General features: G+C 41.9%; 20 protein-coding genes. 7 read left to right on the top strand and 13 right to left on the bottom strand.

The window, feature by feature from the left end; all coding sequences use genetic code 11:
* Nucleotides 1–5 precede the first annotated feature (5 nt).
* The 5 genes from recG to leuB all read left to right on the top strand — a co-directional run bounded on the left by recG (nt 6) and on the right by leuB (nt 7,069).
* Entirely contained in the window at nt 6–2,111 is a 2,106-nt protein-coding gene (gene recG, locus ABTP35_RS16155) for an ATP-dependent DNA helicase RecG (protein ID WP_293295141.1), read from the top strand.
* A gap of 201 nt (nt 2,112–2,312) precedes the next feature.
* Nucleotides 2,313–3,725, top strand: a complete 1,413-nt coding sequence (gene leuC, locus ABTP35_RS16160) for a 3-isopropylmalate dehydratase large subunit (RefSeq protein ID WP_293295140.1) — start codon at nt 2,313–2,315, stop codon at nt 3,723–3,725.
* 87 nt (nt 3,726–3,812) lie between these two features.
* On the top strand, nt 3,813–4,409 hold the full coding sequence (gene leuD, locus ABTP35_RS16165) for a 3-isopropylmalate dehydratase small subunit (RefSeq protein WP_293295139.1): 597 nt from the start codon (nt 3,813–3,815) through the stop codon (nt 4,407–4,409).
* A 31-nt stretch (nt 4,410–4,440) separates the two neighbouring features.
* Nucleotides 4,441–5,958, top strand: coding sequence for an alpha-isopropylmalate synthase regulatory domain-containing protein (locus ABTP35_RS16170; RefSeq protein WP_293295138.1), 1,518 nt, complete (start codon nt 4,441–4,443; stop codon nt 5,956–5,958).
* Nucleotides 5,959–6,010: 52 nt separating this feature from the next.
* On the top strand, nt 6,011–7,069 hold the full coding sequence (gene leuB / locus ABTP35_RS16175; protein WP_293295137.1) for a 3-isopropylmalate dehydrogenase: 1,059 nt from the start codon (nt 6,011–6,013) through the stop codon (nt 7,067–7,069).
* Between the two features lie 233 nt (nt 7,070–7,302).
* Here the strand turns inward: leuB and ABTP35_RS16180 are convergent, their stop codons facing one another.
* The 8 genes from ABTP35_RS16180 to ABTP35_RS16215 all read right to left on the bottom strand — a co-directional run bounded on the left by ABTP35_RS16180 (nt 7,303) and on the right by ABTP35_RS16215 (nt 19,701).
* Complete coding sequence (locus tag ABTP35_RS16180; RefSeq protein ID WP_293295136.1) at nt 7,303–8,889, bottom strand: NADP-dependent glyceraldehyde-3-phosphate dehydrogenase; 1,587 nt, start codon at nt 8,887–8,889, stop codon at nt 7,303–7,305.
* A gap of 161 nt (nt 8,890–9,050) precedes the next feature.
* Nucleotides 9,051–10,316: a threonine ammonia-lyase gene (gene ilvA, locus ABTP35_RS16185; protein ID WP_375334314.1), complete on the bottom strand. Its 1,266-nt coding sequence runs from the start codon at nt 10,314–10,316 to the stop codon at nt 9,051–9,053.
* A 14-nt stretch (nt 10,317–10,330) separates the two neighbouring features.
* On the bottom strand, nt 10,331–11,806 hold the full coding sequence (ilvC, locus tag ABTP35_RS16190; protein ID WP_375334315.1) for a ketol-acid reductoisomerase: 1,476 nt from the start codon (nt 11,804–11,806) through the stop codon (nt 10,331–10,333).
* Nucleotides 11,807–11,829: 23 nt separating this feature from the next.
* Nucleotides 11,830–12,357 carry an acetolactate synthase small subunit gene (gene ilvN / locus ABTP35_RS16195; RefSeq protein WP_224836800.1) on the bottom strand — a complete coding sequence of 176 codons (528 nt, stop codon included), beginning with the start codon at nt 12,355–12,357 and terminating at the stop codon, nt 11,830–11,832.
* A 64-nt stretch (nt 12,358–12,421) separates the two neighbouring features.
* A complete protein-coding gene (gene ilvB / locus ABTP35_RS16200; RefSeq protein WP_293295134.1) occupies nt 12,422–14,155 on the bottom strand; it encodes a biosynthetic-type acetolactate synthase large subunit in 1,734 nt (577 codons plus the stop codon).
* A gap of 33 nt (nt 14,156–14,188) precedes the next feature.
* Entirely contained in the window at nt 14,189–15,865 is a 1,677-nt protein-coding gene (gene ilvD / locus ABTP35_RS16205) for a dihydroxy-acid dehydratase (RefSeq protein WP_224836798.1), read from the bottom strand.
* A gap of 370 nt (nt 15,866–16,235) precedes the next feature.
* Entirely contained in the window at nt 16,236–18,755 is a 2,520-nt protein-coding gene (locus tag ABTP35_RS16210; RefSeq protein WP_375334316.1) for a hypothetical protein, read from the bottom strand.
* 133 nt (nt 18,756–18,888) lie between these two features.
* Nucleotides 18,889–19,701 carry a GLPGLI family protein gene (locus ABTP35_RS16215; RefSeq protein WP_375334317.1) on the bottom strand — a complete coding sequence of 271 codons (813 nt, stop codon included), beginning with the start codon at nt 19,699–19,701 and terminating at the stop codon, nt 18,889–18,891.
* 286 nt (nt 19,702–19,987) lie between these two features.
* Between ABTP35_RS16215 and ABTP35_RS16220 the strand changes: the two genes are divergently transcribed.
* Nucleotides 19,988–20,110: a hypothetical protein gene (locus tag ABTP35_RS16220; protein WP_375334318.1), complete on the top strand. Its 123-nt coding sequence runs from the start codon at nt 19,988–19,990 to the stop codon at nt 20,108–20,110.
* 5 nt (nt 20,111–20,115) lie between these two features.
* On the opposite strand, the gene ABTP35_RS16225 is transcribed toward ABTP35_RS16220, so the two are convergent.
* From ABTP35_RS16225 to ABTP35_RS16240, 4 genes are read right to left on the bottom strand one after another with little or no spacing between them, the layout of a single operon-like run.
* Nucleotides 20,116–20,955 (bottom strand): biotin-dependent carboxyltransferase family protein, encoded by an 840-nt coding sequence (locus tag ABTP35_RS16225; protein WP_375334319.1) that lies wholly within the window; start codon nt 20,953–20,955, stop codon nt 20,116–20,118.
* Nucleotides 20,948–21,682 (bottom strand): 5-oxoprolinase subunit PxpB, encoded by a 735-nt coding sequence (pxpB, locus tag ABTP35_RS16230; protein ID WP_375334320.1) that lies wholly within the window; start codon nt 21,680–21,682, stop codon nt 20,948–20,950. Before pxpB ends, ABTP35_RS16225 begins: the two co-directional genes overlap by 8 nt.
* On the bottom strand, nt 21,679–22,422 hold the full coding sequence (gene pxpA / locus ABTP35_RS16235; protein ID WP_375334321.1) for a 5-oxoprolinase subunit PxpA: 744 nt from the start codon (nt 22,420–22,422) through the stop codon (nt 21,679–21,681). Before pxpA ends, pxpB begins: the two co-directional genes overlap by 4 nt.
* Nucleotides 22,423–23,619, bottom strand: coding sequence for an Nramp family divalent metal transporter (locus ABTP35_RS16240; RefSeq protein WP_293295127.1), 1,197 nt, complete (start codon nt 23,617–23,619; stop codon nt 22,423–22,425).
* Nucleotides 23,620–23,800: 181 nt separating this feature from the next.
* Here ABTP35_RS16240 and ABTP35_RS16245 point away from each other — a divergent pair, with 181 nt between their 5' ends.
* Nucleotides 23,801–24,244 carry a hypothetical protein gene (locus ABTP35_RS16245; protein ID WP_338195378.1) on the top strand — a complete coding sequence of 148 codons (444 nt, stop codon included), beginning with the start codon at nt 23,801–23,803 and terminating at the stop codon, nt 24,242–24,244.
* Nucleotides 24,245–24,357: 113 nt separating this feature from the next.
* Here the strand turns inward: ABTP35_RS16245 and ABTP35_RS16250 are convergent, their stop codons facing one another.
* On the bottom strand, nt 24,358–25,893 hold the full coding sequence (locus ABTP35_RS16250; protein WP_375334322.1) for a YifB family Mg chelatase-like AAA ATPase: 1,536 nt from the start codon (nt 25,891–25,893) through the stop codon (nt 24,358–24,360).
* Nucleotides 25,894–25,908: the final 15 nt, after the last annotated feature.

The following is a 25,908-nucleotide window of genomic DNA, read 5'->3' on the forward strand; positions in this document are numbered from 1 at the left end:
GTTCGATGAATCCCAATTTTCTACAAACTCCCATCGCCTATTTAAAAGGTGTCGGTCCCAATCGGGCCGATACCCTAAAGACCGAATTGGGCATTGAGACCTTTAGGGACCTGCTACATCTGTTCCCCAATCGCTATTTGGACAAGACGAGCTACTACAAGATCAATCAATTGCAACCCAGCGGTGCCGATGTACAAGTAGTGGGTAAAATTGTGCATATAAAAACCGTAGAGCAAAAACGTGGAAAGCGTTTGGTAGCCACTTTTGTGGATGAAACCGGACAAATGGAACTGGTCTGGTTCCGGGGCCATAAATGGATCAGGGAAAATTTAAAATTGAACGAACCCTACGTGGTTTTTGGCAGAGTGAACAAATATGGAAGTACATTCTCCATGCCACACCCCGAAATGGAAACCTTGCAAAAGCATGAGCAGGGCGTAAAATTGACCATGCAGCCCATTTATCCTTCCACAGAAAAATTAAGTAATAAGGGTATTACCAACCGCGTACTGGGCAAAATGATCCAACAATTGTTTTTGGAATGCGGGGGCAAGTTTCAAGAATCTTTGTCGCCCGGTATTCTAGATGAACTGAAGTTGATATCGAAAAGTTCCGCTCTTTTTAATATACATTTTCCGAAAAACCAGGAGCTCCTGGCCAAAGCACAGTTTCGGTTAAAGTTTGAAGAGTTGTTTTTTGTGCAATTACAGCTCATTTCCAAAAAAATGCTCCGCAAGAAAAAAATCAAAGGAATGCCGTTTGATGCCGTAGGTGAAAGGTTTACCGAGTTTTTTGAGAACCATCTTCCTTTTGAATTGACCAACGCCCAGAAAAGGGTCATTAAGGAAATCCGGAACGATTTGGGCAGCAACGCCCAAATGAACCGACTTTTACAGGGCGATGTGGGTTCGGGAAAGACTATTGTGGCATTGATGTGCATGTTATTGGCGATTGACAATGGTTTTCAAGCCTGCTTGATGGCCCCAACAGAGATTTTGGCGACACAACACTACAACGGACTCAAAGAACTGTTGGAAAACATGGACGTCAAAATTGCCTTATTGACGGGCTCTACCAAGAAATCCGAACGCACTTTGCTTCACAATCAACTGGAAAATGGCAATTTGAACATATTAGTGGGCACCCACGCGGTTTTGGAGGATAAAGTCCAGTTTAAAAACCTCGGCTTGGCCATCGTGGACGAACAACACCGTTTTGGCGTGGCGCAACGCTCCAAGCTTTGGCATAAAAATCAGACGCCCCCTCACATTTTGGTGATGACTGCGACTCCGATCCCGAGAACCTTGGCCATGAGTCTGTACGGGGATTTGGACATCTCGGTAATTGATGAACTCCCTCCTGGCCGAAAACCCATTAAAACAGTACATCGCTTTGACAGTAACCGCTTGAAAGTATTTAGGTTCATCAAAGATGAAATCAAAAAAGGGCGACAAATTTATGTAGTATACCCACTGATCCAAGAGTCCGAAGCTTTGGATTACAAGGACTTAATGGACGGCTATGAGAGCATCGTACGCGACTTTCCTCAGCCCGAGTATCAAATTTCAATAGTGCACGGAAAAATGAAGCCAGCCGACAAGGACTATGAAATGGAGCGTTTTGTTAAAGGAGAAACCCAGATCATGATTGCTACAACGGTAATCGAGGTAGGTGTAAACGTACCCAATGCCTCTGTAATGATCATTGAAAGTGCTGAACGTTTCGGCCTTTCCCAATTGCACCAGCTTCGAGGGCGTGTAGGCCGAGGTGCCGAACAAAGCTTTTGTATTTTAATGACGGGCAACAAACTTTCCGAGGATTCCAAGACCCGTTTACAGACCATGGTGCGCACCAATGATGGTTTTGAAATTGCGGAGGTCGACCTTAAACTACGTGGACCCGGCGATTTAATGGGTACGCAACAGAGCGGTATGCTCAATCTTAAGATTGCTGATATTGTGAAAGACAATCAAATCCTGAAAACAGCCCGTTACCATGCCATTCAATTGCTGAAAGACGACCCTAGACTGGAAAAAGCGGAAAATGTACCTATTTTAAACGCCTATTCCATAATTATGGCCAATAAAACCATTTGGAATTATATAAGTTAACAGCGATTTAGGTTTGTAATCAACAAATTGCACAATCCTGCCAATATCTTCGTTACAAACTGAAAATCAACCTGTAAGATTTATTCAATTTAAAAACAGCTCATTGAAATAGCGGTTGAACATCGTAATTTTAGTACTGACCAAAATTCATTTCTACACACAATTTTTAACTTCGTAGGCTTACAAAATATCGATGACACAATGAGCAAGACATTATTTGATAAGGTTTGGGATTCGCATGTGGTAAAACATATCGAGAATGGCCCGGATGTACTTTTTATAGATAGGCACCTAGTTCACGAAGTAACGAGCCCCGTAGCCTTTTTAGGCTTAAAAAATAGAGGAATAAAAGTGTTATACCCGGAACGCACCTTTGCAACCGCTGATCACAACACCCCTACCCGAAACCAACACTTGCCCGTTAAGGACCCCTTGTCCGCAAATCAGTTAAAGGCCTTGGAAGAGAATGCCAATGCACACGGTATCCCCTACTGGGGACTGGGTCATGAGAAAAACGGAATCGTACACGTAATTGGTCCGGAAAATGGAATAACACTGCCCGGGGCAACGATTGTTTGTGGGGATTCCCACACCTCTACCCACGGCGCATTTGGGGCCATTGCATTCGGAATCGGAACCAGCGAAGTGGAAATGGTACTGTCCACGCAGTGCATCATGCAACCAAAACCCAAAAGTTTGCGCATCAATATAAATGGAGAATTGAGCAAAGCCGTAACACCAAAAGATGTGGCGCTTTTCATCATTTCCAAATTATCCACATCCGGCGCCACCGGCTATTTTGCCGAATATGCTGGCGATGTTTTCAAAAATATGTCGATGGAAGGTCGTATGACGGTCTGCAACCTGAGTATTGAAATGGGCGCGCGCGGAGGTATGATCGCCCCTGACGAAACCACATTTGAGTACATTAAAGGAAGAGAGTACACCCCAAAAGGTAAAGATTGGGATACGGCCATGGACTACTGGAGTACTCTATATTCTGATGACGATGCAGAGTTCGATAAAGAAATTACTTTTAATGCCAGCGAGATAGAACCCATGATCACTTTTGGCACCAACCCAGGAATGGGCATCGGAATTAGCAAGGACATTCCTACCGCTGCAAGTATTGATGGCTCAGCTGCCACCTACAAAAAATCCTTGGAATATATGGACTATAATGAAGGTGAGGCCATGGTGGGCAAACCCATTGACTTTGTGTTCCTTGGAAGCTGCACCAACGGTAGAATTGAAGATTTTAGAGCTTTCGCTTCCATCATCAAAGGAAGGAAAAAAGCGGACAACGTGACCGCTTGGTTGGTTCCCGGTTCACACAAAGTGGAAGAAGCTATCAGAGAAGAAGGCATCTTGGATATTTTGACCGAAGCCGGATTTGAATTGAGAGAGCCCGGCTGTTCTGCTTGCTTGGCCATGAACGATGATAAGATTCCCGCTGGCAAATATGCGGTAAGCACCTCCAACAGAAACTTTGAGGGACGACAAGGGCCAGGAGCTCGTACTTTGTTGGCGAGTCCTTTGGTGGCCGCAGCAGCAGCTGTTACCGGAAAAGTAACCGACCCAAGGGAATTAATGCAAGAAGAAGTTTTAGCTTAACAATAATAATTTACAATGAGCAATAATCAATTATCAATGAACAATCCATTGGTAATTGAAGATTGATAACTGATAATTAAAAGAAAAATGGCTTACGATAAATTCAACATACTAACAAGTTCCGCGGTACCCTTACCAATTGAAAACGTGGATACGGACCAGATTATCCCCGCACGATTCCTAAAAGCTACCGAGCGTAAAGGTTTCGGGGACAATTTATTCCGTGATTGGAGATATAATTCTGATGACACACCCAAAGAACAATTTGTACTCAACAATCCTATCTATTCTGGCAAAATATTGGTAGGAGGAAAAAACTTTGGTTCCGGTTCCTCTAGGGAGCACGCAGCATGGGCGGTGTACGATTACGGCTTCCGTTGTGTGGTGTCCAGTTTTTTTGCCGATATCTTTAGGAATAACTGTTTGAACATTGGAGTGCTCCCCGTTCAGGTGAGCCCAGAGTTCTTGGATAAAATTTTCAAGGCCATTGAGGCCGACCCAAAAACCGAGTTAGAGGTAAATCTCCCGGAACAAAAAATTACCATTTTGGCTTCTGGTGAAAGTGAAAATTTCGAAATCAACAATTACAAAAAAGAAAATATGCTCAATGGTTTTGATGATATCGACTATTTGCTGAATATCCAGAAAGACATTGAGAAATACGCTGAAAGCACGCCTTTATAACCCATCGCCTGGAACACTACGGCATTAAAAAATGAAAACACGCATCATAGAAATAATGGACACCACCCTACGGGATGGTGAACAAACCTCTGGGGTTTCCTTTTCGGCTTCGGAAAAACTCACCTTGGCCAAACTCCTGCTGGAAGAACTCAAGGTAGACCGTATTGAGGTGGCCTCTGCCCGTGTGTCGGAAGGAGAACTACAGGCGGTTAAAAACATTACAGATTGGGCGGCGGCAGAAGGTTATATCTCCAAAGTGGAGGTTTTGACCTTCGTGGATAAAGGGGTGTCTCTTAAATGGATGCAAGAAGCCGGGGCAAAAGTTCAGAACTTGCTAACAAAGGGTTCATTGAATCATTTAACCCACCAACTCAAAAAGACTCCAGAACAGCATTTTAGTGAAATTCAATCAGTAATTGAAAAAGCTAAAGAATTGGGCATTGAAACCAATGTGTATCTGGAGGATTGGAGCAATGGAATGCGAAATTCCAAAGACTATGTGTTTCAGTTTTTGGATTTCTTGACCCAACAACCCATCAAGCGAGTTCTGCTTCCAGACACCTTGGGCGTATTGACCCATACGGAAACCGGCGCGTTTTTCAAGGAAATAATTGAAAGGTATCCAAACACCCATTTTGATTTTCATGGACATAACGATTACGATTTGAGTGTAGCGAACGTGATGGAAGCGTTGAAAGCTGGTGCCCACGGATTGCACCTAACTGTTAATGGAATGGGAGAACGTGCAGGCAATGCTCCTTTGGCTAGCGCCGTGGCGGTAATCAACGATTTTTTACCGGAGATCAAGATTGGTGTAAAGGAATCATCCCTATACAAAGTAAGTAAATTGGTGTCTGCCTTTACCGGTTTCGGCATACCTGACAACAAACCTATTGTTGGAGACAACGTATTTACACAAACTGCTGGCATACATGCGGATGGAGACAGTAAAAAGAATCTTTACTTTAATGATCTATTACCCGAACGTTTTGGTAGAAAACGCAAATATGCCCTAGGCAAAACCTCAGGAAAAGCCAATATTCAAAAGAACCTTCAAGAGCTTGGACTGACCTTGAACGATGACGAACTGAAAAAAGTCACGGAGCGAATCATCGAGCTTGGCGACAAAAAAGAACGCGTCACCAAAGATGACCTCCCTTATATCATTTCAGATGTTCTCGATAGCGACCTCCACCAACAAAAGGTTTTTGTGAAATCGTACGTACTGACACATTCCAAAGGTTTAAAACCCTCTACTACCCTTTCCATAGAAATCGAAGGGAAGACCTATGAGGAAAATGCCCAGGGCGATGGACAATTTGATGCTTTTATCAATGCATTGAAAAAGGTGTATAAAAAAGAAGGAAGGGGATTGCCCAAATTAGTGGATTATGCTGTGCGCATACCTCCGGGCAGTAATTCCGATGCACTTTGTGAGACCATCATAACATGGCAGACCAAAGAAAAAGACTTTACTACCCGTGGGCTCGATTCAGACCAAACGGTATCTGCCATCAAGGCCACAGAAAAAATGCTCAATCTGGTTTGACACTAAAAAAGATAACTATCAACCAACAACGATAATCGAATAACAAGAAAAAATGAAACTAAACATAGCGCTCTTGGCCGGAGATGGAATTGGCCCCGAAGTAATTGATCAAGCCGTAAAAGTATCAGATGCCGTAGCCGCAAAATTCGGTCACGAAATAAGCTGGACCCCTGCCCTAACAGGTGCCGCAGCGATTGATGCCGTTGGCGAACCTTACCCGGACGAAACCCACGAAGCCTGTGTTGCAGCCGATGCCGTTCTTTTTGGCGCCATTGGTCATCCGCGTTTTGACAATGACCCTTCCGCCAAGGTACGGCCTGAGCAAGGCTTGTTGAAAATGCGTCAAAAATTGGGATTGTTCGCCAATGTTAGACCAACTTTCACCTTTCCATCACTGATAGACAAATCACCATTGAAAAGAGAGCGTATCGAAGGAACTGATCTAGTGTTTCTTCGAGAATTGACCGGAGGCATCTACTTTGGAAAACGAGGTCGCGAAGACAACAACAATACTGCTTACGATACTTGCACCTATACACGTGCCGAAGTGGAGCGCCTGGCCAAAAAAGGCTTTGAAATGGCGATGCAACGTTCCAAAAAGCTTTGTTGCGTGGACAAGGCCAACGTTTTGGAAACTTCGCGTTTGTGGAGGGAAACAGTTCAGAAATTGGAAAAGGACTATCCAGAAGTGGAAGTATCCTATGAATTTGTGGATGCCGTGGCCATGCGTTTGGTGCAATGGCCAAGTGCTTATGACGTACTGATTACAGAAAACTTGTTTGGTGATATTTTAACGGATGAAGCTTCGGTGATTTCAGGATCTATGGGATTGATGCCTTCTGCATCATTGGGCGAAAAAACATCTTTGTTCGAACCTATCCACGGTTCTTATCCGCAAGCTGCCGGAAAAGACATTGCCAATCCTTTGGCCACCGTACTTTCTGCAGCAATGATGTTTGAAACGGCATTTGGACTTAAGCACGAAGCTGAAGCTATTCGCGAAGTAGTGAACAAGTCCTTGGCCGAAGGAGTTGTGACCGAAGATCTTGCCGATGGTGGAAAAGCTTACAAAACCAGCGAAGTTGGAAATTGGTTGGCTGAACACATTTAATCAACCCCACATAAAAACCAAAAAGAAAGCCCCGAGGTTCGGGGCTTTCTTATTTTTATAAAAAATTTAATCTTCAACTATTTTTTTACTATTCCACAATCACGATGCGTCATTCTGAATTTATTTCAGAATCTCATCACTTTAGTATTCCTATCTAAGTGAGAACCTGAAACGAATTCAGGTTGACAATAATTCTATTTTGCTTAGAACTTTTTGCCGTTCTCGATGCTTTTTTATAAAATATAGTCCGTACTCAAAAAGTTGCTCACTTTGGCTTCCATTAATTGTTCTACGGTCTGGTTGTTCAAGCTGTTGTCCTTAAATGCTACAAAGGTTCGGATGGAGAACGAACGCAAAGCATCGTGAACACTTAATGTAGATTGCGCAGAATCTTTTCTTCCTGTAAACGGATATACATCTGGCCCACGTTGGCAAGAGCTGTTCAGGTTTACACGACACACCAAGTTTGCCAACGTATCGATAAGTGGCGAAAGGGTATAGACATCCTTTCCGAACAAGCTTACCTGTTGCCCGTAGTTGGATTCCGCCATATCATCCAAGGGCTCTTCAATATCTTGGAACGAGAGTACTGGGATAATTGGCCCAAATTGCTCTTCTTGGTACACTCGCATATCTTTTGTCACTGGATATAATACAGCTGGCCATATATAATTATCAAAATGTTTTCCTCCTTTTTTGTTGATGATTTTAGCTCCTTTTGCCAAGGCATCGTCCAACAATTCCTGAATATATGCAGGCTTATCGGGTTCCGGAAGCGGGGTCAGATTCACACCGTCATCCCAGGGATTTCCGAATTTTAATCCATCTACTTTTTCAGCAAATCGCTTTAAAAACTCATCTTTTACTTCATCGTGGACATAGACTACCTTTAGAGCGGTACAGCGCTGCCCATTGAAGGACAAGGTGCCCGAAATACACTCATTAATGGTCAAATCCAACTCGGCATCGGGAAGTACAATGGCCGGATTCTTGGCTTCCAAGCCCAAGACCAAACGCAACCTATTGCTTTTAGGGTGCTGCTCTTGTAAAGCATTGGCCGACTTGCTGTTCCCTATCAGTGCCAATACATCTACCTTGCCTGTTTGCATTATGGGCGCCGCAACGGCTCTGCCCCTACCAAAAAGTATATTTACCACTCCTTTAGGAAAACTACTCTGAAATGCCTCCAAAAGAGGCGTGATCAATAAAACCCCATGCTTTGCCGGCTTAAAAATGGTGGTGTTCCCCATAATTATGGCTGGAATCAATAAAGCAAAAGTTTCGTTCAAGGGATAATTATAGGGCCCAAGACATAAAACCACACCAAGAGGCCCTCTTCGGATATGCGCGTATACCCCATCATGTTTCTGGAATTTGGCACAATCCCTATCCAATTGTTTGTAATCCTCAATAGTATCGTAAATATACTCTACGGTGCGATCAAACTCCTTATAAGAATCGGGCTTGGATTTACCAATTTCCCACATCAACAGCTTAACCACTTGCTCGCGCTTCTGCTCCATTTTCTTCACAAAGGTTTCCATGCATTCAATTCGATCTTTTACCTTCATGGTAGGCCAGAGACCTTGACCCCTATCATATGCCTTCAAGGCAGAATCTAATGCTTCCAAGGCTTCGGGCTCCCCCATATCGGGAACACTGCCCAATGTAGTCGGAGCATATTCCTCCGTTGAGGATATCGTGGAAATCACGGAACTGGTTGCTCCGTCCCATTTGCGCAACTCCCCGTTGACCAAATATGTTTTTTGATGAATTTTTTCAGTAATCTGAAATGCTTCTGGTATTGCTTTTGTTGCCATTTAATGTTCTTTTTATTTGAATTCCGGTATTATATCTTTCATCCCATCCACACAAAACTAGCATAAAAAAAAGCTAAGAACACTTGGTTTTACACCTATTGAACATCTATATCGATGGAGAAACAAAATTTTAATTATACTATTTAAAAATGTTGGCGGCATCACACCAAATATTGGAACAGATCAGGTTTATTGTTAAGATAATCCCCAAAAAAATTGTTGCTTTTCATCCGTTGAATCAAAGGCTCCAAATCATCTGGTGATTTTAGTTCCACCCCAACAATGGCTGGGGCATTTTCCCTGCTCGATTTTTTGGAGTATTCAAAATGCGTGATGTCGTCATCTGGACCTAAAATATCGACAACAAATTCCTTTAGCGCACCGGGTCGCTGTGGGAATCTCACAATAAAATAATGCTTTAGTTGGGCATAGAGTAAAGCCCTTTCTTTAATTTCGGCAGTACGGGTAATATCGTTATTGCTTCCGCTCACCACACAAACCACATTTTTGCCCCTTATTTCTTCCTTAAAATAGTCCAATGCAGCAATGGTCAAAGCTCCAGCAGGTTCTACAACAATAGCATCCCTATTGTAAAGATCTAATATAGTCTGGCATACTTTCCCTTCGGGAACGGCTACCATTTTGTGCAGATATTCTTTGCAAATGGGATAGGTCAATGACCCCACTTTCTGGACCGCTGCCCCATCGATGAACTTATCGATGTTTTCCAGTTCCACCAATTCCCCTTTTTCAATGGATTGGAGCATGGACGGTGCCCCTCCGGGCTCCACTCCTATTATTTTGGTATTGGGTGACAATGCTTGGAATGTACCACAAAGTCCCGATGCCAATCCTCCGCCGCCAACGGCCACAAAAACATAATCGATCGGCTCGCTGGATTGCTGTAAAATCTCCAGGCCCACAGTTGCCTGCCCCTCGATCGTTTTTTCATCATCAAAGGGATGGACAAAGGTTTTGCCTTTCTGTTTGCAGAAAAATTCAGCTGCCTTTTTGGAATCGTCAAAGGTATCCCCTTCCAGGACCACATCTACCCACTCCCCTTCAAACATCTTGGTCTGGTCTATTTTTTGTTTTGGGGTCACCACCGGCATATAAATAGTCCCTTTTACTTTTAAATGACTACAGGCAAAGGCAACGCCCTGAGCGTGGTTCCCTGCGCTGGCACAGACCACACCACTATCCAGTTGTTTTTGACTTAGGGAGCTAATTTTATTGTACGCACCACGGATTTTGTAACTGCGTACTCTGTGAAGGTCTTCGCGTTTAAGAAAAATATTGGCCCCATAAGCTTTGGAATAGCGGATACTTCGTTGCAATGGCGTTTCCTCCGCCACTTGGGCAATGGTCTTCGCAGCTTGGTAAATATCCGCTATTTGCGGAAAATATGTTTCCACAGTTTTGCTCATGGGACCAAAGGTTTTTATCCGATCGGCTTCATCGCCGTCATCGATGCACGCAATCTGGAGCCAACCACTTCCACATCGTGCTCACGGATAGCTTTGTTTACGGCTATCAATCTTACGTTGTCCACACCATTATCTTTGCCTTCACCAAAATGCTTACCAATGATATCAGTCTCCACTTTCTTCATAAAATCGGTCAAAAGCGGCTTACATGCATGATCGAACAAATAACAACCGTACTCTGCCGTATCGGAGATTACACGGTTCATTTCGAACAATTTCTTTCTTGCAATGGTGTTGGCAATCAATGGCGTCTCGTGCAAAGATTCGTAATAAGCAGACTCGCCAATAATTCCGGATTCGGTCATGGTCTCATAGGCCAATTCCACACCAGATTTTACAAAAGCCACCATCAAGACCCCATTATCGTAATATTCTTGCTCGGAGATGTCCATATCGCCTGCCGGTGTTTTTTCAAAAGCGGTCTCGCCAGTGGCAGCCCTCCAGTCCAATAGGTTTTTGTCTCCATTGGCCCAATCTTCCATCATTGTTTTGGAAAAATGTCCGCTCATAATGTCATCCATGTGTTTTTGGAACAAGGGACGCATGATCTCTTTCAACTCTTCTGCCAAATCAAAAGCTTTGATTTTAGCTGGATTGGACAAACGGTCCATCATATTGGTAATTCCTCCTTGTTTCAATCCTTCTGTAATGGTTTCCCATCCGTATTGAATCAATTTGGATGCATAGGCTTCATCGATACCTTTTTCAACCATTTTATTGAAAGAAAGGATAGATCCTGTCTGCAACAAACCACAAAGAATGGTCTGCTCACCCATCAGATCCGACTTTACTTCCGCCACAAATGATGATTCAAGAACTCCCGCTTTATCTCCACCTGTTCCTGCAGCATAGGCTTTAGCTTGTTCCAAACCTTTTCCTTCCGGATCGTTTTCTGGATGAACGGCGATCAGGGTCGGTACACCAAAACCTCTTTTGTACTCTTCACGCACCTCGGAACCTGGACTTTTGGGCGCCACCATGATCACGGTAATGTCCTCACGAATTTGCATTCCTTCTTCCACAATATTGAAACCGTGGGAATAGGACAAGGTCGCTCCTTTCTTCATTAAGGGCATAACAGTGCTCACCACATTGGTGTGTTGCTTGTCCGGAGTAAGATTGATGACCAAATCGGCTGTTGGAATCAACTCTTCATAAGTTCCCACCACAAAATTGTTCTCAACGGCATTTTTATAGGATTGTCTTTGTTCTTTGATAGCTGCTGGACGTAGGGCATACGAAATATCCAATCCAGAGTCGCGCATGTTCAACCCTTGGTTCAGTCCCTGGGCGCCACATCCAACAATTACAATTTTCTTTCCTTTTAGTGCGGTAACACCATCAGCGAACTCGCTGGAGTCCATAAATCTACATTTTCCCAATTGGGTCAATTGTTCGCGAAGTGATAGTGAATTAAAGTAATTTGCCATTTTTGATATTTGATTTTATCTATTTAGTTTTCTTGAAATTCCTGTAGCATTTCGGTTATCGGCATGGTTGCTTTGGTTACTGTTATCCTGCCCGATCTAACAAACTGCATTATGCCGTATGGTTCCAGCGCATCGTACATTTCGTCGATTTCGTGTCTACGACCTGTTTTGGCCAAGGCAAAAAATTCACGATTAACCGTTACGATCTGCGCATTGCTCTCTTTGATGATGTTCTGAATCTGACGCTCATCGAACAGCAAATGCGAAGCGATTTTAAACAAGGCGGATTCTTGATAAATGGTTTCATCATCGGTGTGATAGTATGCCTTGATGACCTCAATCTGTTTCTCGATTTGACCAACAATCTTTCGTGTCCAATCCTCGGTGGTAAAAACTACAATCGTGAATTTGGAAACACCTTCAATCTCTGATTTTGAAACATTTAAGCTCTCTATATTAATATGTCGCTTTAAGAATATCCCGGATATCCTATTGAGCAATCCCACATGATTTTCGGAATACACCGAAATGGTATACCATTGTTTTTCCATAGTGTTTTGTATGCTAAAGCCCTTAAGAAAACCCTTTAGGTTTTCAATCAAGGGCTATCTGTATTTATTTTAATCTGATGTCGGAAACGGAAGCCCCTGATGGAATCATGGGAAATACGTTATCCTCTTTTTCCACTTTCACTTCCAAAAAGTATGGGTCCTTGGATGCCATCATTTCTTGTACTGCATCTTGAAGGTCGCCCCTTTCGGTCACTCTTCTTGATTTGATATGATATCCTTCGGCAATCTTTACAAAATCAGGATTTGTCATCACAGTTGAGGCATACCTCTTATCAAAGAAAAGTTCTTGCCACTGACGTACCATCCCCAAGTGATCATTATTCAATACCACGATTTTCACCGGTACATTATGTTGGAAAATAACACCGAGCTCTTGAATGGTCATCTGGTACCCTCCATCGCCTATAATAGCGACCACTTCGCGGTCCATGGCTCCCATTTTGGCTCCAATGGCCGCTGGAAGACCAAACCCCATGGTTCCCAGTCCTCCGGAAGTAATGTTGCTTTTGGATTGTTTGAACTTGGCATAGCGACAAGCGATCATCTGGTGCTGCCCTACATCGGAAACAATCACCGCCTTTTGCGCGGAAGCCACATTTATCTGTTCAATAACCTCGCCCATGGTAAGACCTTCTTTGGTCGGATGAATATCCTTTTTGATCAAGGTATCGTATTCGATTTTATGAAGCTTATCAAATTCAGCTTTCCAGTCAGCATGCTCTTTATTTTCCAGTAAGGGCAAAATATTTTCCAATGTTTCTTTGGCATTGCCCAGAACAGCAACATCTACCTTTACATTTTTGTTCACTTCGGCCGGATCTATCTCAAAATGCACAATTTTGGCTTGCTTTGCGTAGGTATCCAGATTTCCGGTTACCCTATCATCAAAGCGCATCCCAATGGCAATGAGCAAATCGCATTCGTTGGTAAGGATATTGGGCGCATAGTTACCGTGCATACCCACCATACCCACGTTTAAAGGATGTTCGGTATCCATCGCGGATAGGCCCAATATGGTCCATGCAGCAGGAATCCCTGTTTTTTCCACAAAAGCCTTTAGTTGGGCTTCGGCCTCACCTAATATAACACCTTGTCCAAATACAATAAACGGTTTTTTGGCATTGTTGATCAATTCCGCTGCTTTCTCCAGACTGTTTGGTTCTGGTTTGGGCACAGGTTTATAGCTTCTTACTTTGGTACATTTTTCGTAAACAAAATCCAGCTCATCGAACTGCGCGTTTTTAGTGATATCGACCAATACAGGTCCGGGCCTTCCGGATTTTGCTATGTAAAATGCCTTGGCTATAATTTCTGGGATTTCTTCCACTTTTGTAATCTGATAGTTCCATTTGGTCACAGGAGTTGATATCCCAACAATATCGGTTTCTTGAAAAGCATCGGAACCTAATAAGTGTCTCGGCACTTGTCCGGTGATGCAGACCATTGGTGTTGAATCTATCTGAGCATCTGCCAAACCCGTTACCAAATTGGTGGCACCAGGTCCCGACGTTGCCATGGCCACCCCCACCTTACCGGTTACCCGGGCATAGCCTTGCGCCGCATGTGTAGCGCCTTGCTCGTGACGAGTGAGAATATGGGTGAGTTTGTCTTGGAACTTATATAATTCGTCGTAAACCGGCATAATGGCCCCTCCAGGGTATCCATAGATCAAATCCACACCTTCCGCCAGCAAACAATGGATAATGGCTTCTGCTCCCGTAATCCGCATTGTCTCCTTATTTTGATTCTTCTTTTTCTGTGCTTTTAATGTTTCCATAAGCATGTTATTGGGGATTTCTTCCCTATAGTATTAAAACATATCGGTAACACAGCCTTTAGCTGCAGACGATACCGTTTTTGCATATTTGTACAAACTGCCCGACTTTACTTTTAGTTCGGGTTGTTTCCATTCTTTTCTTCGCTGCTCCAGCTCTTCATCGGAGATGTTGATGTTGATGGTGTTCTTAACCGCATCAATGGTGATTTCGTCGCCGTCTTTTACCAAGGCAATTCCACCACCAACTTGAGCTTCTGGTGAAACATGCCCTACCACAAATCCGTGAGAGCCTCCGGAGAACCTGCCATCGGTGATCAAGGCCACATCCTTCCCAAGGCCGGCGCCCATAATGGCGGAAGTGGGTTTCAGCATCTCTGGCATTCCGGGAGCTCCTTTTGGGCCCTCGTACCGAATGACCACTACATCTCCTTTTTGAACTTTTCCATTGTGAATACCTTCATTTACATCAGCCTCACTATCAAAAACACGCGCGGTTCCAGTAAATTCCAGCCCCTCTTTGCCTGTGATTTTGGCTACCGCTCCTTCGGATGCCAGGTTTCCGTACAAAACTCGTATATGTCCCGTATCCTTAATGGGCTGTTCTTTTTTTCTAATAATATCCTGTCCTTCGGCCAAATCTGGAGCATCCAACAGATTTTCGGCCAAGGTTTTCCCTGTAACCGTAATACAATCACCATGAAGCATACCTTCTTTCAACATATACTTTAATACCGCTGGAACTCCTCCCACCTTATGTAAGTCTTCCATCAAGTATTTTCCACTAGGTTTTAGATCGGCCAGTAATGGGGTTGACTCACTTATTCTTGTAATGTCTTCCAAGGTAAAATCAACTTCTGCAGCGTGTGCAATGGCCATAAAATGAAGTACTGCATTGGTTGACCCGCCAAGTACCGTAACCAACCTAAAGGCGTTTTCCAAGGATTTTTTGGTCACAATATCCCTTGGTTTTATATCTTCCTTGAGCAAATGGTACAATGCAGCACCAGAGGCTTCACAATCTGCTTGTTTTTTATCGTTCACCGCTGGAATGGAAGAATTAAAAGGCATGGACATCCCCATAGCCTCAATAGCCGACGCCATGGTATTTGCGGTGTACATTCCTCCACAAGCTCCGGCACCCGGACATGCTTTATGGATGACCTCTTTGTATTCTTTTTCGTCTATAGCGCCTGCGACCTTTTGTCCGTAAGCCTCGAATGCAGAAATAATATCTAGCTTTTTGTTATTGTGGCATCCTGGTGCAATGGTTCCCCCGTATACCAAAATGGATGGACGATTCAATCGTAATTGGGCCATTAGGGCGCCCGGCATGTTTTTATCGCAACCAACCACAGTGACCAGGCCATCGTAGCTCATGGCATGGATCACGGTTTCAATGGAATCTGCAATTATATCCCTTGATGGCAATGAGTAACGCATTCCGGGAGTGCCATTGGATATTCCATCACTCACCCCGATCGTATTGAAGACAAGTCCCACTAAATTGGAGGACTCGACACCCTTTTTTACATCGAGGGCCAAATCGTTAAGATGCATATTACAAGGGTTTCCCTCGTATCCCGTGCTGGCAATTCCGATTAAGGGTTTTTGAAGATCATTATCCGTTAGACCTATGGCATGTAACATGGCCTGTGCTGCTGGCAAGGTTGGGTCTTGGGTTACTTTTTTGCTAAACTTGTTCAATTCCATTATCAAATATTCATTCAAACACGGTATTCTTCTTAATTTATACCGAATTTCAAAGATAAATGTTTAAAAAGCCCTAGATTTTTAACAGTTGTACACTGTTCAAATCCACTGGAAACATAATAAACTTAATTATCTTATTATCAGATTTTTAGACTGATTAAAAATCCAACATTCAATTAATTTTATTGGAAATAAAAAAGGCCTGTATCTTGCGGGATACAGGCCTTTTTAAGTCAATATAAAGTCTGTATCACTCCATTTCTGGAATAATCACGACCTTGACAATGACTTGTTTATTTACTTTCATAGTTCAATGGTACAAAAAAATGTGATGAATTTGGGCGTGATACAAGTTGAAATCTGAAAAAACTTAAAAGCGGAATTTAATAGATGCCAATATATACCTTGGCAAAAGTTTGATTTGTGTACTTGTGGTTGAGTATTCATCAATATTCAAAATTGTAAAATTCCTTTGATTGGCCAAGTTATTACCTGTTACTTGATATGAAAATTTCGAATTTTGAGGTGCGTAATGCAAATCGAAGTCCGTACTAAAATATGTAGCATTTGGCATTTTGTAATATTTATTGGAAAAAGATCCTGAAATTTCTTTGTTTAGTTTCAACAATAAATTTGTTGACAGATTAATCCAATTAGAATAAGACACTATACCCTTGTAATTGGACTCAGTCCAATTGACATTTAAATCCAAATCAAGGTTTACTGGGAATTCAAAATATGTTGTCCCAGAAACATTAATCCCTTTAGAAAACAACTCAAGGTTTGAAAAATCACTTGCATTCAATTTATATGGAAGTTTGGACCAATTGATATTCGCCCCTAAATTGGAAGAAAAATTCAATTTTTTAAAATAGGAGGTGTAATCCAAGGTAGTGGTAAAATTAGTCCCCCCTTTTACCAATTCATATCTATTAAGAAGAATGGATTCATCAATCTGAATATTCTGCGCATACTCTGCTTCATTTTTTTTGAATCTTGTTCTTACAGTTACTTGCTGCGTCTTGAGTTTATTACCTATTTGATAATGAAAGCCAAATAGGTTCTTTCTGGGCACTGCGATAAAATCACCGCCCTTTTTAAAGGATTGGTAACCCGTGAGTTGAAAATTCATCAGAAAATAGTCTGGCAATGGTTCAGTATAATCTCTTTTATAGTCCAGACCAAAACTTCCAATTGACATATTTCTGACACGGAATATGATTTTCGGAACCAACATCCATTTAGAGAAAAAAGATTGGTCGAAATTTATGTCCAAATGTTCAAGTGAGAAATCGGTTTTTATTCTAAGATGTTCAGATATGTCAAAAGAAGAATTGAGTGATGCTTGAAATTTATTGGAATCAAATGTGATATGATTTTCCAATGAATCAATATTTGTAGACAGATGATTTTGGTTGACAATGAATTGATTCGCTCTAGCTACTTTTTTTCTCTGATACCCAAATCCCAATGATTGTTTATGTTTTTTTTGATTGAAAACCAATTTGGATATAACCCCATATATTTTGGAAAAGTCATCAGATACATGATGCACCTCCCCTACTTTGCCCTCCGCTATTAGATTATATAAAGTAGGTGAAATCAATCGTCCATTCTGCTCTATGGATTGAACACCAAAATATGCGTAGTTGTGCACTAGGTGTTTATTCCATAGAAGGTGACTCGAATCAAAATGATTGTAAAAAGAAACATCATCGTTCGCCAAATCCTGTTGAATGTTGTTCCCATTGAACATATTCAGGGTTTCAGAATATTGCGGGCTGGAATTAAACTTTATAAGATTTGTGTAATAACCATTTTCTCTTGGATAATATTGTAGCTCTACCTCACCGGTTGCATTGGATTTTTCAAAGAGTGAATTATGGTTCTCAGTATATCGAACAAGTTCTTGTCCTGTACTGAACAGCGTCTCTTTGAAAATCATTTGGTCTTCAATGTCGTTGGCCAAAATACCTGTACCTCTAATTTTCAATTCAGAATTGAGATTGGACACAAAACTTATTGAATTTAGAGATGCATCATTCAAAACAATGTCTTTTTCTTCTATTTGATCAATTCTAAGTGGTGCAACATCATAGATTGGTGACAAAGAAGATTCCACCCTCTTTTCTTGAACCAGGGTATTAATGTTTATTGTTTTGGTCGCATTCCCCGATTGACTGGTGGCTGTCTGTCCAAGATTGTTGTAGTCTCCCAAATAGAAGAATTTTACCTTCTTTTTAATCAATCCAATATTTGCTGAAGATTTGATTCTATCGTTATTTCCCAAGCCAAGACCCACATTACCAAACCAAACATTTTTGTACTCGTCCTTTAAAATTAAATTTAAAGCTACATTTTCCGATTCTGTGACTTTTGACACAACTGGATTGGATTCAAATTGATCAATAATTTCCACCTCCCCCAAGATCTTGGCGTCTAAATTCTTTGAAAGCACCTTATATTTATCATCAAATATGTCCTCACCCTCTACAAGTAATTTACTGATAAACCTACCGTGAGCTTTTATTGATCCATCAGGAAGTATTTCTATTCCCGGTAAATCGCGCAGAACATCCTCTATTGTCTGTTCCGTGCCGTCTCGGAAAGCATCCACGTTAATCTTAGTGACATTACCTGTTCTGTATATTTTTTCATTAGGTTTTAACGTTACTTCATCCAAATGCATCACATTTTCGTTCAAAACAAAAGTGACTTTATATTCGGATTTGTTGGGGCCCATAGTAATTAGGTGTCGGCTTGTTTCTAATCCTAAACCTGAAGCGATGACCAATACTTTGGAAGGGGTATCTTTTGGAAGGTCTATGCTAAAAAAACCATGACTATTGGTAAAACCATAAACCAAAATTATTTCTTGTACATTGGCCACAACAACGTTTGCCCCTACTATAGGGTGCTTATTGAAATCGAAAACATAACCCGAAACTCGTTCTTGTGAGTAAAGAGATAAATAAAATAAAAAAGTAGAAATTGTAAATGTTAAGGTTCGTAACAAATAACACCTAATTTTCGAAAGACTCTATATATACATCACTAAAAACAGGTTTTTCTGGTGTGCCTCCCCCATAACGTTCAGACATTATTACCGTTTTATTGTATGCCCGTTCCAAACTTTCAACCAGCATATCTTTAAATTCAAGTATCGTCATCCAACCTTGCGAATCAGTGGATGTTCTTTGCACTTTCGAAATAGGTGTTTCGTTGTTTGTAGGAAATTCCAAGCTTTTAAAATATATAAACATTTCTTTTCTATCATCATAAGCCTCCACAATTAAACCTGGAAGACCTTGCAATTTCCATGGACCATAGGGCAAAGGGATTTCACGCACATACCAAACAGTATAATTTCGCCCTCTAAATTTCCCTACAGCCTTAAATGCGGTCAAATCACCAAATGCCTTAGTCATATCGAGTAACCTCCATTCAATTTTAGGGCGGGATTCAGCAACATAAATGTTACCTTTAAACCTTTGGCTCCACCATAAAGAATCGGATTCCCTGTTAAAATAAACCTGTTTCCCATATCGGAAAGTATTTGAGCCACCTGTATAAACAGTAGTTTGCCCATTAGCACCTGTAATTACTGATGGTTCAGTTGTTGTTGACTCCAATGAATCTTTCGCAGTTACATAATAAGATTCATTTTTATCAAAAACCAAATATGCGTTTAAATCAGGACCAGCAGCACTTCGCATCCCTGGACTTTCAATATGACCATAATATACCAAGCCTTTAGTTTGTGACCAACCTTGCACCGAAAAAAATAATATGACAAAAAAAATAAAATACCTCATAATAAAAATAACAAGCTTCAAAAAAAACAACGCGCTTAAAAACCAGCGCGTTGTACTGTAATTACACCTTTAATCAATCACACATAGATGTTGCCATTTCCAGTAAATCTCCCACGGTATAGTCAAGGTTATAGAAATAACCAGCATATACGCCGTCACAATAAACATGGATTTTTGGGTAAAAAAAGTTGTCTTCTGGTTTATCAGAATTTAGTGATGCGAAGCTATTCATAGATAGAAGTCCAGTCGCTCCAATTAACAGTAATCTTCTCATAATGTTTGATTTAAAATACTCCCTACAAGCTTAATGAACTTGTGGGAATATTCAGAAGTGGAATTGATGGACACCTCATTTGGATTGACAAGTGCCAGAAACCAATTGACAGATGACCTGAAAGGGATGAGAAAAAAGTATAAAAAGGGTTGGTAATTGAATTAGCCAAGCTTAAACCGCAATTCATCCCCGTATTTCTTTTGGGCCAAAATGGAGATGGACGCTTCTGAAAGTTGCAAAATACGTGGGTAACCGCCGGTGGTTTGACCATCCTTCATTAAAATGATCATACGCCCTGCAGGGGTCAACTGAATGGTTCCCGGTAGAGTTCCGGAAGTCAATATGGAATGGGAATGTCCGGTAATCAATTCGGCAAGCTGATAGGCCATTCGGTTGTTTTCCTTGGAAACCCTAAAGGTACTTGTGAAAATATCGGCAAGTTGTGTATCGGACAACAAGGAAAACTCCGGTCCTTTAAACACCTTTAAGGTGCCAAGGCCAAATAGCTCTTCAATTTTGACCCCAGAAATTTTAGGGGTATAGTTTTGAGTGGCTTCGTAGGGTATTTCATCACCATCTTTAATTCTACCCATTTTTGTAACTGGATAAAAAAATGAGCGGCTATTTAGTACTCTTCCGGTCTTAAACCCTCCTTTGATGGCCAAATATCCCCTAAAACCTGTTTCGAGTCGCCCATAAGACAATATGTCTCCCTCTTTTACCTTGATTACGGTATAATTTTCCACGGGTTCATTGTTCAAAGTGGCCATTATTTGTGCGCCGGACAAACTTATATAGGTGTCGTAATTGAATTGAAGCGTGGGTCCTGTCATGGTAATTTCCATAACGGCATCGTTTTCTTCATTGTCCAACAAAAGATTGGCTTTTTTTACCGATTCGCTATCCATTGCTCCAGCTACCGGCACACCTATATCGCGATACCCAAACCTGCCAAGGTCTTGGATGCTTGAATAAAGTCCTGCTTTTAGCACCTTAAGCATTGAGAGCAATTTTTTCCGGTTTATAAATACCCACCTCCCCTTCTATTTTATGAAGTTTATGCTCCGCCTCGGAAATACTCGTAAATCGAATTTTATCCCCCACATTTATAAAACAAGGGGTTGACTTATCGGGGTCAAAAAGGTTCACCGGACAGTTTCCTATAATGTTCCAACCGCCGGGAGACTCCTGAGGATAAATTCCCGTTTGTTTGCCCGCCAATCCAACAGCCCCTTTCTCGACCTTTAGTCTCGGTTCGGCGCGTCGTGGAATTTCCAAAGTTGATGGCAGTCCTCCCAAATACATAAATCCGGGCAAAAAACCAATGCCATACACCACATACTCATGCGAAGTGTGCTGCTTGATCAATTCATCGGTGGATAGGTTCAAAGTTCTCGCGACTGTTTCCATATCCAGGCCAAACTCGAGATCGTAGCACACCGGCAGTGTCCATAAATGCTGAATGCGTTGGGTCTTGGACTTTGTTTGATTTTTACGGCACTCTTGGATTACGGCCTTGGTTTCATCAAAATCCACCGGACCAAAATTGTACACCATAGTAACGGAATTGTAGGCTACGGACATTTCCCAGCCAAGAATGCCCTTTTCCTTAAAGGCATCCATAAAATCCAGGATATCGGCCAGTATGGATTCGTTTACCTCTTTGGGCCATTCCACTAAAATGGCTCGCTCTCCAAAGGGTTTGATGCTTATGGGGTAACTTTTCATGAGTTTAGGTGCACCTGGTTTTGGGGTAATTTTTCTGAAAGATACATCAATATTTTCAAGGCAGAAACCGTATCACCATGAACGCAAAATGTTTTGGCCTGAATATGATGCCTTTCTTCCTCTATGGTAAGAACCTCTTGTTTTTTGATCATGGGCAATATATGCGCCAATACCGCTTCGGGATTTTCGATGAGGGCATTGTTCTCTTTTCTGGAAACCAAGGATAGGTCGCGATTGTAATTCCTGTCGGCAAAAGCCTCAAACCAAATTTTAAAACCGCGTTCTTCTCCAATTTTTGCTATTACCGAATCAAAGGGAACATAGAGTATCGCCCTATCTTTATAACCATCAATGGCACTCAAAAATACATTTGCCAAATCCTCGTCCTTTGCAATTTGATTATATAGTGCCCCATGGGCCTTAATATGATGTAAACAAACGTTCTGCTGTTTTAAAACCTCATCAAAGTCCGCCAATTGTTTTTTAATACTTTTTGATAACTCATGGTTTGAAATATGCATCACTTCCCTTCCAAAATTTATTCTGTCCGGGTAAGATGGATGTGAACCTACCTTAACATGATGCCGTTTGGCCAAAGCAACCACATGCCCCATGGTTTCACTGTCCCCAGCATGTCCGCCGCAGGCAATATTGCAGGAACTTATAAAAGGAAGAATGTCCGCCTCATTGCCTACTCCTTCACCTACATCACAATTGATATCTATGGTTAAATGATCCATTTACAACAAACCTATTACTTTTAAAATACTTTTTGCACCGAGAAAAATGGCAAAAGCGACGATTGCGATACCAAACACATTTTGAATCACAGAATTTTGGTGTTCTCCCATCACCGATTTTTTGTTCACAATCCATAAAAGCAACAAGGCCATTACGGGCAATAAAATACCGTTGGCAATCTGTGCAAACTGAATAACTTCGATGGGTTTTATATCAAACGAAAGGAAGACTATTCCGCACAGCACAATACTTCCCCATACCATTTTAAACTTTTTGTTCTGCATTCCACCTTCCCAACCAAAACAACTACTGGCCACATAGGCTGCGGCCAAAGGTGCCGTTATGGCGGATGTTATACCAGCGGCCAAGAGCCCAGCTGCCATAAACAAAAATGCCATTTTACCAAACAAGGGCTCCAGTGCCAATGCCATGTCCAAGGCATTGTTTATATCGGAAATGGGTGCGGCAGAGGCGGTTATCAAAATGGCTATGGAAACCAACCCTCCCAATCCAATGGACACTATGGTATCCCAATTCACAGCTTTTAAATCGGATTTGTTTTTCCATTTCTCCTTTACCAAAGATGCGTGCAAGAATAGGTTGTAGGGAACCACCGTTGTGCCTACCAAAGCTATCACGGTCAATAGCCCATCTTCCGGTAATCTGGGCACGAACATGCCTTTTAATATTCCATAAATCGATGGTTTTGTTATAATGGCGCAAACCACAAAGCTCACACCCATGATCCCCACCAGGCCCACAAATATTTTTTCCAATGTTTTATAACCGCTAAACCACAATAGCAAAAAAATGATGCCCCCAATAAATGCGGGTAAAAATGGTTTTAATTGTGGCTGGGGCAATAGCTGATCCAACCCAAGGGTAGCACCTCCAATATTTCCAGCTTCGTAGGCCGCATTTCCTATTAAAATGGCCCCCAACACAACAATTATTACCATATTCTTGACCCACTGTGTTTTTAATTCGGACCTAACCACATCCACCAGTCCGTTCTGGGTAACAAGCCCTATTCTACCGGCCATTCCCTGTAAAACAATGGTTGCAAAAATGGAGACCACCAAAGCCCAGATTAGGGCATAGCCAAAACGGGCTCCCGCCAAAGTACACATGGTAATGGTCCCAGGTCCGACAAAGGCGGCCGCGACCAAAACACCTGGCCCAATTTTTTTAAACATTATATTCTTTTTTTTGAAGCCTTCAATTTAATAGGATAAATGGACAAATCGTGCATTTCATCCAAAAAAGCGTATTTCATCTAAAAGTAGGGTGCGGTACATCGATTTTTTATACTATTTCAACTTTCTGAAAGTTATAATAGTCCCAAATCATACTTAGACTTAAACCTGACAAAAACTTATGACATGTAAGGATTGCGGCAAAACTATTGGCCCCCAACAATATAAGGCATCCAAAGACTCTCTTGGCATTACACTTTGCGAAAGACACTCAAAGCTAATCAAAAGGGTAATACTGGATAACAGCACCCCGCTTGAGGCTATACACCTATTTTATGCATTAAAGGAAGCCGGGGTCCATCCCATGTTGGAATGGTGGGACGGTAAAAAATCCGTGGATATTGCCATTTCGCGAGTTAAGCTCAATATAGAGATTGACAAAGATTACAACATGATAACCCATGAACAGGCCATAAATGATCTTGAAGATGCCATGCATTCCTTTAAAAATGGATTTACCACAGTCAGGATACCCCATTTGGCCATTAAATATTATTTGGACGAAACCGTAGAAAATATTTTGGGAATCATTTCTGGACTAAAAGCCAATATTAAAGCCATTTAGCCTATTGTAGATTTTACCTTTTCAATTTTTCCGATCTTGTGTGTTTGATACACACGAATTCCAAATTGGACCTTGATCTCACATCAATCTTATGGTCGGGTTCTTTGGGGGCTTTAACCCAACCATCCTTCGCGATCCAGACTTCGGTACTGTATGGCTTCGGAAATGTGATTTTCTTGAACTTGTTCGGATTGCTCCAAATCTGCAATGGTTCGGGACACCTTTAAAATACGATCATATGCCCTGGCCGATAGGTTTAGGCGTTGCATGGCTTCTTTTAATAAATTTTTAGAAGAAGGACCCAACTTACAATACGTACGGATTTGTTTGGTTCCCATTTGGGCGTTGTAATGGATACCTTCTATGCCCACAAACCTTTTGGTTTGGATTTCTCGAGCCGCCTCTACCCTTTTTCTTATAACAACGCTGCTTTCTCCCTTACGTTCATCGGACAATTTATCAAAAGGAACCGGAGTCACCTCAATGTGTATGTCTATCCTATCCAATAACGGGCCCGATATTTTGCTCAAATACCGTTGCATTTCTGCCGGCGATGAAGTAACCGGAGCGTCCGGGTCGTTAAAATATCCTCCTGGACTTGGATTCATACTCGCTACTAGCATAAAACTACTGGGATAGGTGACCGTAAATTGCGCTCTGGCAATGGTTACTTCTCTATCTTCCATAGGTTGTCGCATTACTTCCAGCACCCGACGCTCGAATTCTGGGAGTTCATCCAAAAAAAGAACACCATTGTGCGATAAAGAGATCTCTCCCGGCTGAGGATAACTTCCTCCCCCTACCAAAGCGGCAGAACTTATGGTGTGATGTGGGTTTCTAAAAGGCCGCTGACTCATCAGCCCCTTATTTTTCACCTTGCCGACAACGCTATGTATTTTAGTGGTTTCCAAAGCCTCATGCAAGGTCATGGGCGGTAAAATGGATGGCAACCTTTTGGCGAGCATGGTCTTACCGGCTCCAGGCGGACCGATTAAAATTATATTATGCCCACCGGCCGCTGCTATTTCCATGCAACGTTTAATGCTTTCCTGTCCTTTTACATCGGCAAAATCAAATTCTGGAAATTGAAGATGCTCATAAAACTCCTGGCGAGTATCCACATGGGTTTGCGCCAAAGGAGCCTTGGTGTCAAAAAAATTTATGACCTGTTCAATATTTTCAACACCGTAAACTTTTAGACCGTCCACTATGGCGGCTTCGCTTGCGTTCTCGGAAGGGAGGATAAATCCCTCAAAACCTTCCTCCCGAGCTTTTATAGCTATCGGCAGGGCTCCTTTTATGGGTTGCAGACTACCATCCAGCGAAAGCTCGCCCATAATTAAATAGTTTTCAATGTTGTCCGATTTTATCTGGTTGGATGCCGCCAAAATACCCAGGGCCAAAGTAAGGTCGTAGGCCGAGCCTTCTTTTCTTAAATCGGCCGGGGCCATGTTTATGGTAATCTTTTTTCCCGGTATTTTGTAACCGTTGTTTTGGAGTGCTGCAGCAATTCGATAATTACTTTCTTTTATGGCATTGTCCGGCAATCCTACCAAATGATACCCGATTCCCTTATCGATGTTGACCTCCACAGCAATGGTAGTTGCCTCGATACCGAACACGGCACTTCCGTAAACTTTTATGAGCATAAGCATTCTTGTTGA

It is taken from the genome of Flagellimonas alginilytica, assembly GCF_042134605.1.
Classification (GTDB): Bacteria; Bacteroidota; Bacteroidia; order Flavobacteriales; family Flavobacteriaceae; genus Flagellimonas; species Flagellimonas alginolytica.